Source organism: Sulfitobacter aquimarinus (assembly GCF_040149565.1).
GTDB lineage: Bacteria > Pseudomonadota > Alphaproteobacteria > Rhodobacterales > Rhodobacteraceae > Sulfitobacter > Sulfitobacter aquimarinus.
In genome coordinates this window covers 89,539-103,617 of sequence record NZ_JBEFLO010000008.1, presented here as the reverse complement: position 1 = coordinate 103,617, position 14,079 = coordinate 89,539, and the positions used below count along the sequence as shown (strand labels likewise).

The following is a 14,079-nucleotide window of genomic DNA, read 5'->3' as shown; positions in this document are numbered from 1 at the left end:
CTAGTGTCGGCTTAGTTCATCTTGGCTGCAAAGCCGCTAAAGCCACTCATCTTTGTGTCGCCCATCAGGGTCAGTGCGCCTGTCTCCAGATCAATCTGGTAGAGGCCGGTCGTATCGCTGCCTTCGGTTTGCAGCAGGGCAATAGCCGTATCCGCACCCGCTTCCGCCGAGATGATCTCGAACCCGCCAGCGGCTGCGACATCCACCGCTTTGCCGTCCAGTGTCAGCGGAGCAACCGTTTCAAGCGTGCCCGCGTTGTTGGCCAGCGTCACAAGCGTATCCGTGCCCGCGTCCAGCGCGTATTGCGCAGTCGTCTCTTGCTTCGCGCCATTCACCGCATTGGTATAGGCGTTGGCGAAAATCATCGGCGTGATGCCCACGCTCACATCGTTCTCGGCATAGGCCAGATCGGTAAAGCGCAGTACAGAGTTCGCGCGGTCATCGCCGAAATCGGTCGGGAAGTAGACAACGTTTACCCCGTCGCCCGATACCGCACGCACAGCGTCAATTTTGTTGTTGAAGTCGAACGCAACCGGAGCGTCGTTGCCCATTACAACGTCTTCGGCAAAGCTGGCTTCGGTATCGGTCAGCTCGCCAGTGGCTGTGTCGATGACATACACTTTGCCGGTCTTCGAAAAGCCCATCAAATCACCGGTGACGGGACGGTAGGCGATGGCATCTACTGTGCCGCCGCTCAACATTACTTTTTCCGCGCCGTCAGGGGCCGTCATGTCCGCAAACACAGCCAACGCAGCGCCATCGTCGGTCAAACCATAGCCAGTCAGCGAGGCATGCCCATCAGCAAATGCAGCGGGTGCAAGAGCGGTCATTGCAATAGCGGTTGTGAGTGTTTTGTAGGTCATTGTTGTTTCGTCCTTTTCTAGTCCAGCAGCGTCTTGCCACTAATTGTCTAACGCGGCCTTCTCGCAAAAGGTTGCGCGGTTTCTTTTGATTTTTCAGGGTTGAACTTGGTTCTGCGTGATCTAGGAACAGTGCGCTCAGCAGGCGGAAAACGGGCGTTCGCGGGCTGAGGTTTAACCTTTCGCGCGGCCAGTTTTAAACCTTTCCCTGCACAAGATGCACTGGCATAGTCAGCCCATGGTAAGTCTTAATCGCGTCGTCATGGGCCCCGCTTCGCGGCGGATGATCCAGGAACTCAAACCGCACCGCCTAAAGGTGGCCGAGGTATCGGGCCACTATGGCGAGCAATTTGATTTCAAAGAATATACCCAGTTTCGCTATCCGGAGTATGACATCTGCGCGGGCCCCTATCTGGACCCCGAAACAGGCAAGCCGCGCAAGTTTGATTTGATCCTTGCCAATCAGGTGTGGGAACATCTGGACCGACCCTATGTGGCGACAAAACATGTGCGCCAGATGCTCAAGAAAGGCGGCAAGTTCTGGGTTGCCGTGCCGTTCCACGTGCCGTTCCACGCGGCACCCATGGATAATTCACGCTGGTCGGCCCGCGGCCTCAAAAACCTGCTGATCGAATGCGGTTTCGAGGAGGATCTGATCCAGACCTTCCAATGGGGCAACCGCCACGTGGCACAGCGCAATCTGGAGCAGAAATGGCCCCCCGAATACGTCGAGGGCGAGGATGACATCGAAAACGATCCCATGATGCCGATTTGCGCCTGGGCTATGGCCGAGCGCAGCTAGTGGCGCGGGAATGGCCGCTGATCTGGGCCCTGTGGGGTGCGGGTCTGGGTGCGGCGATGCAATATGCCAAAATATCTGTGATTTATGACCTGCTGGCAGGGGTCTACCCCGAGGGTGGCGCGGCTCTGGGCTGGCTTGTCTCGATCGTGGGCGGTGTGGGGATCGTGCTGGGCGTAGTCGCGGCAATGCTGGTGGCGCGGGTGCGGTATCGGCGGGCGTTGTTGGGCGCGCTGTGGCTGGGGGCTGTGATCTCGGGCTTGCAGGCGGTGCTGCCGCCACTGCCTGTGATGTTGGGCCTGCGGCTGGTCGAGGGCATCTCTCATCTGGCCATTGTCGTGGCCGCGCCGACCCTGATCGCGCAAATCGCCACCGACCAACAACGCGGAACAGCCCTGACCCTTTGGGGGACGTTCTTTGGCGTGGCCTTTGCGGTGATGGCGTGGGGCGGGCGGCCCTTTGCGCTCATCGCCGGTATCCCGGCGCTCTTCGCTGTGCATGCGCTTTATATGGCAGTGTTCGCGCTGTATCTGGCGCCGCGGTTGCGCAGCCTGCCGTCCGAGGGCGCAGTGCCGCCGCTGTCGCTGTCCGCGATTACCCGCACCCATCTGGCGATCTACCGCTCGGCGCATATCGTTGCCCCTGCGGCAGGGTGGCTGTTCTATACCTTCTGCTTTGTCTCGGTCCTGACCGTGTTGCCGCCGTTTCTGGACCCGTCGGTCCGTGCGCTGGTCATGGGGGCAATGCCGCTGGTGTCGATCGCCGTGTCGATGACACTGGGCGTTGTGCTGTTGCGGAGGATGGGCGCGGTGCAGGTGGTCATGCTGGGCTTTGCGCTGTCCGCCGCCTGTATGCTCTGGCTCTGGGTCGCGCCTGCGGGACCGCTTGCCTGCCTCGCGCTGGCTGGCGCGTTGGGGTTGATCCAAGGGGCCAGCTTTGCCGCGGTGCCGCAGCTCAACCACACCGCTGTCACGCAAACCCAAGCCAACGGAGCCATGGCGCAAATGGGCAATCTGGGCAATACGTTGGGCACGCCGGTCATGGCGCTGGCCCTTGCCGGTTGGGGCTATCTGAGCCTGCCCGCACTGGCGGGGGGCGCCTTTGTTGCCGGGTTGATATTGCATCTGTTTCTGGCACGCCTGCGCAGAAACGCATGATGTTTACCCTTTGTTCGCATTTTGCCATTGGAGAATCCCGCTCGCGCCCCTATGTGAGGTAAGAATAACGGGGGTCCGACCATGGCTGAGCTGAAGAACATCGAAGTGCGCGGCGCGCGCGAGCATAACCTCAAAGGGATCGACGTGGATATTCCACGCGACCAGCTGGTGGTGATCACGGGGCTGTCGGGCTCGGGCAAATCGTCATTGGCGTTCGACACCATCTATGCCGAAGGGCAGCGCCGCTATGTCGAGAGCCTCAGCGCCTATGCCCGTCAATTCCTTGATATGATGCAGAAACCCGATGTGGATCACATCTCGGGCCTGTCGCCTGCCATCTCGATCGAGCAAAAGACAACCAGCAAAAACCCCCGCTCGACAGTCGGGACCGTAACCGAAATTTACGACTATATGCGCCTGCTGTTTGCGCGTGTGGGCACCCCCTACAGCCCCGCCACGGGCAAGCCCATTGATGCCCAGCAGGTGCAGGATATGGTCGACCGCATCATGGCAATGGAGGAGGGGACCCGCGCCTATCTGCTGGCCCCGATCATCCGCGACCGCAAAGGCGAGTATAAAAAAGAGTTCATCGAGCTGCGCAAAACCGGCTTTCAGCGGGTCAAAGTAAATGGCGAGTTCTACGAGCTGGACGAGCCACCGACGCTGGACAAAAAGTTCCGCCATGACATTGATGTTGTCGTCGATCGCATTGTGGTGCGCGAGGGGCTCGAGACGCGGCTGGCCGACAGCTTGCGCACAGCGCTTGATCTGGCCGATGGCATCGCAATCCTTGAGACAGCCCCCAGCGAAGGCGAGCCTGAACGCTTTACCTTCTCCGAGAAATTTGCCTGCCCCGTCAGCGGTTTCACCATCCCCGAGATCGAGCCGCGTCTGTTTTCGTTCAACGCCCCCTTTGGCGCTTGCCCGTCCTGTGACGGCTTGGGCAAAGAGCTGTTTTTTGACGAACGCCTCGTGGTGCCCGACCAGAACCTGAAAATCTATGACGGCGCGCTGGCTCCGTGGCGCAAGGGTAAAAGCCCCTATTTCAAACAGACGATCGAGGCGATAGCGAAGCATTACGGCTTTAGCCAATCCGCCAAATGGAAAGACATTGATCCCAAAATCCAAAAGGTCTTCCTCTATGGATCTGGCAAGGAAGAGATCAAATTCCGCTATGACGAAGGCGGCCGCGTCTACGAGGTTTCGCGTGTGTTCGAAGGGGTGATCCCCAATATGGAACGTCGCTACCGCGAGACGGACAGCAACTGGATCCGCGAAGAGTTCGAGCGCTACCAGAATAACCGTCCCTGCGGCACTTGCGAAGGCTACCGCCTGCGGCCCGAAGCCTTGGCCGTGAAGATCGGCAAGGACGATCACCTGCTGCACGCGGGCCAAGTAGTGCAGATGTCGATCCGTGAGGCATGGGAGTGGTGCAACGTAGTCCCCGACGCGCTAACACCGCAGAAAAACGAGATCGCCAGGGCGATTTTGAAGGAGATTCGAGAGCGTCTGGGTTTCCTCAATAACGTTGGATTAGAATATCTTACGCTTGCACGTTCAAGTGGTACATTAAGTGGCGGTGAGAGCCAGCGCATCCGCCTTGCCTCGCAGATCGGCTCGGGTCTGACGGGGGTTCTCTACGTCCTCGACGAGCCGTCCATCGGCCTGCACCAGCGCGACAACGACCGCCTGCTGCTGACGCTGAAAAACCTGCGCGATCAAGGCAACACGGTGATCGTGGTCGAGCATGACGAGGAAGCGATCCGCGAAGCAGACTATGTTTTTGACATCGGACCGGGGGCTGGTGTGCACGGCGGACAAGTCGTGAGCCACGGCACGCCCGAGCAAGTCGCCGCCGATCCCAACTCGGTCACGGGGCAATACCTGACGGGCGCACGCGAGATTGCCGTGCCGACCAAACGCCGCAAGGGCAACAAGAAGAAGCTGCAAGTGGTCAAGGCCACCGGCAACAATCTGCAAAACATCACCGTCGATTTCCCGCTGGGCAAGTTTGTCTGTGTGACGGGCGTGTCGGGCGGGGGCAAATCCACGCTGACGATCGAGACTTTGTTCAAAACCGCCTCGATGAATCTGAACGGCGCGCGGCAGACGCCTGCGCCCTGTCAGACGATCAAAGGCTTGGAGCATCTGGATAAAGTCATCGACATCGACCAGCGCCCCATCGGGCGCACGCCACGCTCGAACCCTGCGACCTACACGGGCGCGTTCACGCCGATCCGCGATTGGTTCTCGGGGCTGCCGGAAGCCAAGGCGCGGGGGTATAAACCCGGTAGGTTCAGCTTTAACGTCAAGGGCGGACGGTGCGAGGCCTGTCAGGGCGACGGTGTCATCAAGATCGAAATGCACTTCCTCCCCGATGTTTATGTCGAGTGTGAGACCTGCAAGGGTGCGCGTTACAACCGCGAAACGCTTGAGATTAAGTTCAAGGGCAAGAGCATCGCGGATGTCCTTGATATGACTGTTGAAGACGCGCAGACCTTCTTTGCCGCCGTACCGTCCATCCGTGAGAAAATGGATGCGCTGATGCGCGTGGGGCTTGGCTATATCAAGGTCGGACAGCAGGCGACGACCCTATCGGGCGGCGAGGCGCAGCGCGTGAAGCTGAGCAAGGAGTTGAGCAAACGCTCAACGGGTCGCACGCTTTATATTCTGGATGAACCCACGACGGGCCTGCATTTTGAAGACGTGCGCAAGCTGTTGGAAGTGCTGCATGAATTGGTCGATCAGGGGAATTCTGTCGTGGTGATCGAGCATAACCTCGACGTTGTGAAAACCGCCGATCACATCATCGACATCGGGCCTGAGGGCGGTGACGGCGGCGGTCAGGTGGTCGCTACCGGCACCCCTGAAAAGGTGGCCGAGGTGGCAGAAAGCTATACCGGTAAATACCTCAAGCCCATGCTGGCGGCTCGCAGCGTGAAGGCTGCGGAATAGCTAGGGCGCGGTCAGGCACAGGTCCAGCAAGCGGGCAAAGCCTGTCGCATCGAGGCTGTCGAAGCGGCCCGTAAGGTCGTAGATTTCCTCCGCCCGCGCCCGTCCCAACACGGGATCGCTGAACAGATGGAATTTCTGCGCGATCTGCGCGTCACTCAGCGGTCTGTCGCGGTCGCCACGCGGTGAATGGGGTGCGCTGGTGAGGGTGCGGCCATCGTTCAGATGCAACGCCACCTCGGCCCAGCGGGTCCCCACCGAAATCCTGGTGTAATGCGGATCGTCGATCAGCTCGGTCGCGGTGCTGATGCGCAGGATGTCGGCGTCTTGCAGCGTCTCGGGCTGCAACTCTTCCAGCCCGATCTGGCCGCGCACAATCATGCAGGCCAATGGAAAGGCGATGGAATAGGTGAACTCATCCAATGATTTAGGGGTGTGGCCCGCAAGCCGCGTGGCCTTGTGAAAAGTCCGCACCTTGACCCGTGTAATGTCTTGGTGGGTTACGCCGTGCTGTGTCATCAGCCCAGCCGCCGCATCAATCGCGGGATGCGCCCAGCGGCAGCAGGGATAGGGCTTGTACGCGGTATCGGTGACCGTGCGCCAAACCGTGCCAAGATCGCGCCAGAACTCGGGTGCGTCTTCACAGGTGAGCGCTGGGGCGCCCGTGAACTCTTCACGCGCCAGATAGGCTGCGCTTAGCCCCGAAGGGGCCCCCCAGCCGACACCGTCCCGCAGCATGGTAGGGTGGTCGATACAGCGCATCATCTGGCTGCGCGGCCCGTGGAATTCGCCAATGCCTGCGGCGTGTCGGATTTGCGCGCGGTTCAGCCCCATGGCCCGCGCCACGGCCACTGCGATCCCCGTCGAGGTCCACGCCCCCGATGTGTGATAGTCCGCGCAGGTGGCATGTTGCGCCAGACCTGCACGATAGCTTACCTCGTAAGCGATGGCGAGCCAGAGCATGAAGTCGCGGCCTGTGACAGGCACCGCAGAGGCATCGGCGAAGGCCAAAAGGGCAGGGAAGACCGCAGACCCCGCATGGCCCTGCGCGGGTGAGGTTGTGTCATGGGCGTCAATCGCATCCACGGTAAAGGCACCCGCCATTGCCGCCCCCGCAGGGCTCACGGCAGTGCCGTCCAGCATGATCCGCGCAGCCCCCGCACCGCCGACGCCAAACAGTGCCCGCGCCCCGCGCCGCGCGATATCGGCCATCTGCGTGGTTGTCCCCACCGCCGCCGTGCCCACCGTATCGGTGAACGAGCGTCGCAGCGTCCACAGCACGTCATCGGGCAGGTCGTCATAGGTCAGCGTGGCGGCGAATTGGTCAAAGGGCTGGGGCATCGGGCGATCCTTGGCTGTGGCATGATCAGCCTAGCCGTGGATCGTCCCTGTGATCGCCCGATTACGACCTCGTCGCGTTTTACGCATCGCGCCCGCGGGCGGCGAAACGCGGTAACATGGCCGAGAAATCCTTGCCCAGACCGCCCTCATCCTCGACAAATTGCGCATACAGCGCACGGGCCAGCGCACCCATCGGCGTGTCGGCGTCCACCGCTTCAGCCGCTTGCTGGCTCAACCCCAAATCCTTGAGCATCAGCTCGGCCGCGAAACCGGGGGCATAGTCATTGTCCGAGGGCGATTGCGGTCCCACACCCGGTGCAGGGCAGTAAGCGTTCATCGACCAGCTATAGCCCGAAGACGTACTGACCACGTCAAACATCTTTTGCCGCTCCAGCCCCAGTTTGTCAGCCAAAGCAAAGGCTTCGCAGGTGGCGATCATCGTCGCGCCAAGGATCATGTTGTTGCAGATTTTCGCCGCTTGGCCCGCGCCTGCCTCTCCACAATGCACGGCCTTTTGGCCCATAACGTCAAACAGGGGGCTGGCCGCGGCAAAGGACGTATCGGTGCCGCCCGCCATAAAGGTCAGCGTGCCGCCCGCCGCTCCGCCTACGCCGCCCGACACAGGCGCATCCACAAATCCAATCCCCGCCGCAGCCGCCTGCGCACCCACATCGCGGGCGCTTTCCACATCCACGGTCGAGCAGTCGATCAACGTCGCCCCCGACGCCATCGCAGGCAAAATTTGCGCCGCAACCGCGCGCAAGATCGCACCGTTGGGCAGCATGGTAATCACGAAATCCGCCCCTTCGCAGGCCGCTTGCGCCGTGGCGGCAACGGATACGCCCTGCGCCGTGGTCCCTGCCGTGTCAAATCCCTTCACGGTGTGGCCTGCCTCGGCCAGATTCTGCGCCATCGGCGCGCCCATGTTGCCAAGGCCTATAAAGCCGATTGTATAGGTGGTCATAGCTGTCTCCCGCTCAAGTTTCAGTGCATTTTGCCCCAAAGGCGCAAGCATCTTTGACACCGCGACGGGGGGCACATCCGTATCCGCGTATTGCCATTGCGGCTTGCGGTCCTTGTCGATGATCGCGGCGCGGATGCCCTCCAGAAAATCACCATGCTCCATCGCGCGGGCGGTAAAGCGGTATTCCAGATCCAGCGTCCGCTCCATCGTGAGGGACGGGCCGCGCAAACGGTGGATGATCTCGACGGTGCAGGCCATCGACAAAGGCGCATTACGGCCCATCAGCTTCAAACACTCCGCCGCAAAGGGCGAGGGATCAAGCCGCAACAGCTGGGTGATGTCATTGAGCGCCTCACCCGCAAAGAGCGCATCAATCTGCTCCTGCTGGCCGCGCAACTTGCCTGCGGGCGCCGTCTGCGCAGCACCCTGCAAACAAGCCACATCCCCTGAGGTTTCCAGTTGAGAAATCAAATCTGTCCACATGAGTTGTGGTATGTAGGTGTCTGCAAAGCCCGCATAAATCGCGTCATCGGCCCCCATGCGTGCCGCAGTTATCCCCAGGTACTCTCCCAACCTTCCAGGGGCCAGCGCCAGCATCAAGGACCCGCCTACATCAGGGACCAGACCAATGCCGCATTCGGGCATGGCAATCTGGCTGCTCTCGCCCACAATCCGGTGTGACCCGTGACAGCCGATGCCGACACCGCCCCCCATGGTAAAGCCTTGCAGGAAGGAGACGACGGGTTTGGGGTAGTTGAAGATCAAGTTGTTCAACCGATACTCATCCGCCCAGAACTTCTGCCCGTAGGCAAAATCGCCTTGCGTGCCAGTGGCGTACAAATCGGCAATATCTCCCCCCGAGCAAAAGGCGCGATCCCCCTCGGCATCGATCACCACCAGTGCTACCGCGTCATCATCGTGCCAGCGCAGCATCGCGGCATCGATGGCCATACACATCTCGTACGTCATCGCGTTGAGCGCGTTTGGCCGTTTCAGCGTGATGCGCCCGGCGTGGCCTGTCACACGGATATCGATGTCACTCATCACTTTGTTCCTTAACGGTTTTTCAGCATGTCGCGGGCGACAATGACCCGCATAATCTCGTTCGTACCCTCAAGGATTTGATGCACGCGCAAATCCCGCACCAGCTTTTCGATGCCGTAATCGGCAAGGTAGCCATAGCCGCCATGCAGCTGCAAACACTGGTCCACCACGCGGCTGCCCGCTTCGGTCACGAATTTCTTGGCCATGGCGCAATGCTTGGTCGCATCCGCCGCACCCGTGTCCAGCTTCCACGCCGCCTGCCGCAGCATGACACGCGCCGCCGACAGCTCGATCTCCATATCCGCCAGTCGGAATTGCAGGCCCTGAAACTGGTCAATCGACTGGCCGAAAGCTTTGCGCTCGCCCATATAGTCCAGCGTTTTGGTCAAAGCAGTCTGCGCTGCACCCAGCGAACAGGCGGCAATGTTCAATCGCCCGCCATCCAGCCCTTTCATCGCATATTTGAAACCGTGACCCTCGTCGCCCACCAGATTTCCTGCTGGAATGTTGCAATTGTCAAATTGCACCTGCGCCGTTGGCTGGCTGCGCCAACCCATTTTATCCTCTAATCCGCCAAAGCTGAGGCCCTCTGTCCCGTTCTCCACATAGACAGTCGAGACACCGCCAGCCCCCGCATCGCCCGTGCGCACCATGCAGACATAGGCATCCGAATACCCCCCGCCCGAGATAAACGCCTTGGTGCCGTTCAGGCTATAGCCCTCGTTCGTCCGCTCTGCACGGGTCTTCAGCGCCGCCGCATCGGAGCCTGACCCCGGCTCGGTCAAACAATAACTCAGCACGGTCTTCATGGACAAAACATCATCCATGATCCGCGCCTTCAACTCATCCGCGGCAAAGCTGTCCAGCATCTTTGCGCACATATTATGGATCGACAAAAACGCCGCCACAGAAGGGCAGGCCATCGACAAGGCTTCGAAAACCAAAGTCGCGTCCAGCCGCGACAGGCCCGATCCGCCTGCGTCCTCGGATACATAAAGGCCACCAAACCCCAGTTCGGCAATTTTCGGCCACAGCTCTTTCGGGATCGTCTCCGCCTTCTCCCATGCCTGCGCATGGGGCGCGATATGCTCCTGCCCAAAGGCATAGGCCATATCAAAAATCGCCGTCTGTTCTTCGCTCAGCGCAAAATCCATATCATCCTCCCAAATGTTGCGGGCCAACCCTACGGCGCAATCCTTACACCAGTTTTTCAACCCCGATACCAAAGAGGGGCAGCAGATCATCCACGCCGCCCCCTCTTTATTTTGCCTTTAAACTCAATCCCGTACTCTCAACCCGCGCTATAAGTCGCGAGGGAGAACACGGATCACTCCATCACAGGAATAGAGAACTCACCGCCCTCTTTGATCCCCGAAGGCCAGCGCGCTGTCACGGTCTTGGTGCGTGTGTAAAACTTGAACGCATCGGGCCCGTGCTGGTTCAGATCGCCAAAGACAGACTTCTTCCAGCCGCCAAAGGTGTGGTAGGCCAGCGGCACAGGGATCGGCACGTTGATGCCCACCATGCCCACATTGATCCGGTTGGCAAAGTCACGCGCTGCATCACCGTCACGGGTGAAAATCGCGGTGCCGTTGCCGTATTCATGGTCCATCGCAAGGCCAATCGCCTCCTCGTAGGATTGCGCCCGCACGCAGGTCAGCACGGGGCCGAAAATCTCGTGCTTGTAGATGTCCATATCTTTGGTTGCGCGGTCAAAGAGGTGGGGACCGACAAAGAACCCGTCCTCATAGCCCTGCAATTTGAAGTCACGCCCGTCGACAACCAGCTCGGCACCTTGGTCGATGCCTGTCTGCACCAGACGTTCGATATTGGCCTTGGCCGCTGCTGTCACAACGGGGCCATAGTCTACGTCGTTGCCAGAGGTGTAGGGGCCGACTTTAAGGCTTTCGATGCGCGGGACCAATTCGGCGATCAAACGGTCGGCGGTTTCCTCGCCCACGGGCACGGCCACGGAAATCGCCATGCAGCGTTCCCCCGCGGCACCATAGCCCGCACCAATCAGCGCGTCAGCCGCCTGCGCCATATCGGCGTCGGGCATGATGATCATGTGGTTTTTCGCGCCGCCAAAGCACTGGACGCGTTTGCCCTGCGCACAGCCTGTGCCGTAAATGTATTCCGCAATCGGGGTCGAGCCGACAAAGCCGACTGACTGGATCACGTCGTCATAGAGGATCGCGTCGACGGCTTCCTTATCGCCGTTCACCACCTGAATGATGCCTTTGGGCAGGCCTGCCTCTTCCAACAGCTCGGCCAGCATCAGGGGCACAGAAGGGTCACGCTCGGACGGTTTGAGGATGAACGCGTTGCCACAGGCGATCGCAGGGGCGAACATCCACATTGGGATCATGGCGGGAAAGTTGAAGGGCGTGATGCCGGCGGTTACACCCAACGGCTGGCGCATGGAGTACATATCAATGCCGGGGCCCGCTGAATCGGTGTAGTCGCCTTTGAGCAATTCGGGCGCGCCGATGCAGTATTCCACAACTTCCAGCCCGCGCTGAACGTCACCTGCGGCATCGGGCAGGGTTTTGCCGTGCTCGCGGGAGAGAGCCTCGGCCAGTTTGTCCATGTTGTCGTTGAGCAGACCTACGAATTTCATCATCACCCGCGCGCGGCGCTGCGGGTTGGTGGCGGCCCATGCAGGCTGGGCGGCGGCGGCATAGGCCACGGCTTGGGCCATCTCCTCCTTGTTGGCCAGCGGGCATTTTGCCTGCACTTCGCCCGTTGCGGGGTTCATCACATCGGCAAAGCGGCCGGACGTGCCTTTGACATGGGCGCCGTTGATATAGTGGGTGAGCTCTTGCATGGGGTCTCTCCTGTGTTTGTGTTTGAGCGCAGTCTAGTCTTGCAAAAAGGCGGAGGATAGGGGCAAGAATTCAAAATCGCTTTGCATTTTTGTCTGTATGCGCGGGACGAGGCTGCGGGATTGAGTTTAAGGGCAAAATAAAGAAAGGGGACGCTCGTGCAGAATTGGGATGACCTGCGTTTGTTTCTGGCGGTGGCGCGGGAGCAGAGCCTGTCTGCGGGCGGGCGTATGGTGCGGTTGGACCCTGCGACATTGGGGCGGCGGATGGCGCGGTTGGAAAAGCAGTTGCAGGTGGCGTTATTTGTGAAGTCGCCGCAGGGCTATGCGTTGACGCAGGCAGGTGCGGCGCTGTTGGAGCGTGCAGGGGCTGTGGAGCAGGCGGTGCGGGGGGCCTCGCTCGGGGATGTGGCGCAGAGCGAGACGTTGAGCGGGCAAATCCGTCTTGGTGCGCCTGATGGCTGTGCGAACTTTCTTTTGCCGCGGGTCTGTGCGGAAATCGGGCGGGAGAATCCCGGGTTGGACATCCAGATTGTCGCTTTGCCGCGGGTGTTCAACCTGACGCGGCGTGAGGCGGATATGGCCATCGGGGTGAGTGCGCCCACCGCGGGGCGGTTGGTTGTGCGGCAGATAACGCAATACAAGCTGCATCTTGCTGCCTCGGAGGGCTATCTGGCGGAACATGGCCCGATCGAGCGACTGGAGCAGTTGGGCGCGCATAAGATGGTCGGATATATCCCCGACATGATTTTTGACCGCGAGCTGGATTATCTGGCGGATCTGGGGGCAGGGCGGGTGGCGCTAGCGTCGAACTCTGTCTCGGTTCAGGTGAACATGGTGCGTGAAGGGGCGGGTGTGGGCGTGGTGCATGATTTCAGCCTGCCGTTTGCACCAGACGTGCGGCGGATATTGACCGATGCAGTTAGTTTGACGCGGGCGTTCTACCTGATCCGCCACGCGGATGACGCCCGCAATCAAAGGCTTGCGCGATTTGCGGACCGCATCGTTGCGGGCCTGCGGGCCGAGGTGGCGCGGCTGGAGCAATTGGCGAAAGCAGCACCTGTGGCTTGACAGGGGATACCTTTGCACGCGAAGGTTGATGGACACTGCAGCTTGCGCCATGGGAGGATGATCAATGTTAGTGTCCCAAATCCTGAAATCCAAAGCCGATGATCAAGTCGTCACGGCCCTGCCATCTGTCACCATCGGAGCGGCGGCACAGATGCTCTCGGAGCGGCGCATCGGTACATTGCTGGTTTCACGCGATGGCGTAGCCGCAGATGGTATTGTGTCCGAGCGTGACATCGTGCGGCAAATCGGTCTGGCCGGTGCCGCCTGTCTGGCAGAACCTGTGAGCAAGATCATGACCACCAAACTGGTCACCTGCACGCGTGAAATGCGTGCTGACGTGGTTCTTGAAAAAATGACCGAGGGTCGCTTTCGCCACATGCCTGTGGTCGAGGAGGGCGCGTTGGTCGGGCTGATCTCTCTTGGGGATGTGGTCAAGGCGCGGCTGACCGAGCTTGCGATGGAAAAGGACGCGTTGGAGGGGATGATCCGCGGGCATTAGCGGCTCTTGCATCTTAGGGCTGTGCATGTTTGCTTGGGGTGAAAATTACACCTACCTAAAGGAGCGCGGCACATGCGCGTTGGCCTCTACCCCGGCACATTCGATCCCATCACATTGGGACATATAGACATCATCACCCGCGCTGCATCGATGGTGGACAAGCTCGTCATCGGGGTCGCGATCAACCGCGACAAGGGGCCGATGTTCACGCTCGAAGAGCGGGTCGCGATGGTTGAGGCCGAATGTGCCGTCTTGGCAGAGACCACAGGGATCGAGATTGTCGTACATGCGTTCGAGAACCTGCTGATCCATTGCGCCAAAGACGTCGGCGCCAGCCTGATCGTGCGCGGCCTGCGGGCTGTGGCAGATTTTGAATATGAATATCAGATGGTTGGCATGAACCGCCAGCTAGACAACAGCATCGAGACTGTCTTTCTGATGGCCGAGGCGCAGCATCAGGCGATTGCCAGCAAGCTGGTGAAAGAGATTGCGCGGCTTGACGGGGATGTCAGCAAATTCGTGACACCCCGCATCAATGAAGCCCTGTTGGCCCGTTTCGCCAAATAGC

The 14,079-nt window shown here is 60.2% G+C and carries 11 protein-coding genes and 1 pseudogene; 6 read left to right on the top strand and 6 right to left on the bottom strand.

Annotated elements, in window-relative coordinates:
- Positions 1 to 11: 11 nt before the first annotated feature.
- On the bottom strand, positions 12 to 863 hold the full coding sequence (locus ABMC88_RS14550; RefSeq protein ID WP_349577617.1) for a DUF4394 domain-containing protein: 852 nt from the start codon (positions 861 to 863) through the stop codon (positions 12 to 14).
- A 235-nt stretch (positions 864 to 1,098) separates the two neighbouring features.
- Between ABMC88_RS14550 and ABMC88_RS14545 the strand changes: the two genes are divergently transcribed.
- The 3 genes from ABMC88_RS14545 to uvrA all read left to right on the top strand — a co-directional run bounded on the left by ABMC88_RS14545 (position 1,099) and on the right by uvrA (position 5,771).
- Positions 1,099 to 1,662, top strand: coding sequence for a methyltransferase domain-containing protein (locus ABMC88_RS14545; protein ID WP_349577616.1), 564 nt, complete (start codon positions 1,099 to 1,101; stop codon positions 1,660 to 1,662).
- Complete coding sequence (locus ABMC88_RS14540; protein WP_349577615.1) at positions 1,662 to 2,816, top strand: MFS transporter; 1,155 nt, start codon at positions 1,662 to 1,664, stop codon at positions 2,814 to 2,816. The genes ABMC88_RS14545 and ABMC88_RS14540 overlap by 1 nt, the downstream gene beginning before the upstream one ends.
- Before the next feature lie 81 nt (positions 2,817 to 2,897).
- Entirely contained in the window at positions 2,898 to 5,771 is a 2,874-nt protein-coding gene (gene uvrA / locus ABMC88_RS14535) for an excinuclease ABC subunit UvrA (RefSeq protein ID WP_349577614.1), read from the top strand.
- Here the strand turns inward: uvrA and ABMC88_RS14530 are convergent, their stop codons facing one another.
- The 5 genes and pseudogenes from ABMC88_RS14530 to ABMC88_RS14510 all read right to left on the bottom strand — a co-directional run bounded on the left by ABMC88_RS14530 (position 5,772) and on the right by ABMC88_RS14510 (position 11,944).
- Complete coding sequence (locus ABMC88_RS14530) at positions 5,772 to 7,109, bottom strand: MmgE/PrpD family protein (protein WP_349577613.1); 1,338 nt, start codon at positions 7,107 to 7,109, stop codon at positions 5,772 to 5,774. It lies immediately after the preceding gene.
- 79 nt (positions 7,110 to 7,188) lie between these two features.
- Positions 7,189 to 8,073, bottom strand: coding sequence for a 3-hydroxyisobutyrate dehydrogenase (gene mmsB / locus ABMC88_RS14525; protein WP_349577701.1), 885 nt, complete (start codon positions 8,071 to 8,073; stop codon positions 7,189 to 7,191).
- A gap of 27 nt (positions 8,074 to 8,100) precedes the next feature.
- Positions 8,101 to 9,117: pseudogene (locus ABMC88_RS14520) on the bottom strand (3-hydroxyisobutyryl-CoA hydrolase); the annotation flags it as partial.
- A gap of 11 nt (positions 9,118 to 9,128) precedes the next feature.
- Positions 9,129 to 10,271: an acyl-CoA dehydrogenase family protein gene (locus tag ABMC88_RS14515; protein ID WP_349577612.1), complete on the bottom strand. Its 1,143-nt coding sequence runs from the start codon at positions 10,269 to 10,271 to the stop codon at positions 9,129 to 9,131.
- 173 nt (positions 10,272 to 10,444) lie between these two features.
- Complete coding sequence (locus tag ABMC88_RS14510; protein ID WP_349577611.1) at positions 10,445 to 11,944, bottom strand: CoA-acylating methylmalonate-semialdehyde dehydrogenase; 1,500 nt, start codon at positions 11,942 to 11,944, stop codon at positions 10,445 to 10,447.
- 156 nt (positions 11,945 to 12,100) lie between these two features.
- Between ABMC88_RS14510 and ABMC88_RS14505 the strand changes: the two genes are divergently transcribed.
- The 3 genes from ABMC88_RS14505 to coaD all read left to right on the top strand — a co-directional run bounded on the left by ABMC88_RS14505 (position 12,101) and on the right by coaD (position 14,078).
- The gene (locus tag ABMC88_RS14505; protein ID WP_349577610.1) at positions 12,101 to 13,012 is read left to right on the top strand and encodes a LysR family transcriptional regulator; all 912 of its coding nucleotides are present in this window, start codon (positions 12,101 to 12,103) and stop codon (positions 13,010 to 13,012) included.
- Positions 13,013 to 13,076: 64 nt separating this feature from the next.
- Complete coding sequence (locus ABMC88_RS14500) at positions 13,077 to 13,511, top strand: CBS domain-containing protein (RefSeq protein ID WP_349577609.1); 435 nt, start codon at positions 13,077 to 13,079, stop codon at positions 13,509 to 13,511.
- A 72-nt stretch (positions 13,512 to 13,583) separates the two neighbouring features.
- The gene (coaD, locus tag ABMC88_RS14495) at positions 13,584 to 14,078 is read left to right on the top strand and encodes a pantetheine-phosphate adenylyltransferase (RefSeq protein ID WP_349577608.1); all 495 of its coding nucleotides are present in this window, start codon (positions 13,584 to 13,586) and stop codon (positions 14,076 to 14,078) included.
- The last annotated feature ends 1 nt before the right edge of the window (position 14,079 follow it).

Bases quoted from the DNA above. Each gene is read 5' to 3' on its own strand.
- mmsB (WP_349577701.1), bottom strand. From the start codon at position 8,073: ATGACCACCTATACAATCGGCTTTATAGGCCTTGGCAACATGGGCGCG.
- ABMC88_RS14510 (WP_349577611.1), bottom strand. From the start codon at position 11,944: ATGCAAGAGCTCACCCACTATATCAACGGCGCCCATGTCAAAGGCACG.
- ABMC88_RS14530 (WP_349577613.1), bottom strand. From the start codon at position 7,109: ATGCCCCAGCCCTTTGACCAATTCGCCGCCACGCTGACCTATGACGAC.
- coaD (WP_349577608.1), top strand. From the start codon at position 13,584: ATGCGCGTTGGCCTCTACCCCGGCACATTCGATCCCATCACATTGGGA.
- uvrA (WP_349577614.1), top strand. From the start codon at position 2,898: ATGGCTGAGCTGAAGAACATCGAAGTGCGCGGCGCGCGCGAGCATAAC.
- ABMC88_RS14545 (WP_349577616.1), top strand. From the start codon at position 1,099: ATGGTAAGTCTTAATCGCGTCGTCATGGGCCCCGCTTCGCGGCGGATG.
- ABMC88_RS14500 (WP_349577609.1), top strand. From the start codon at position 13,077: ATGTTAGTGTCCCAAATCCTGAAATCCAAAGCCGATGATCAAGTCGTC.
- ABMC88_RS14550 (WP_349577617.1), bottom strand. From the start codon at position 863: ATGACCTACAAAACACTCACAACCGCTATTGCAATGACCGCTCTTGCA.
- ABMC88_RS14515 (WP_349577612.1), bottom strand. From the start codon at position 10,271: ATGGATTTTGCGCTGAGCGAAGAACAGACGGCGATTTTTGATATGGCC.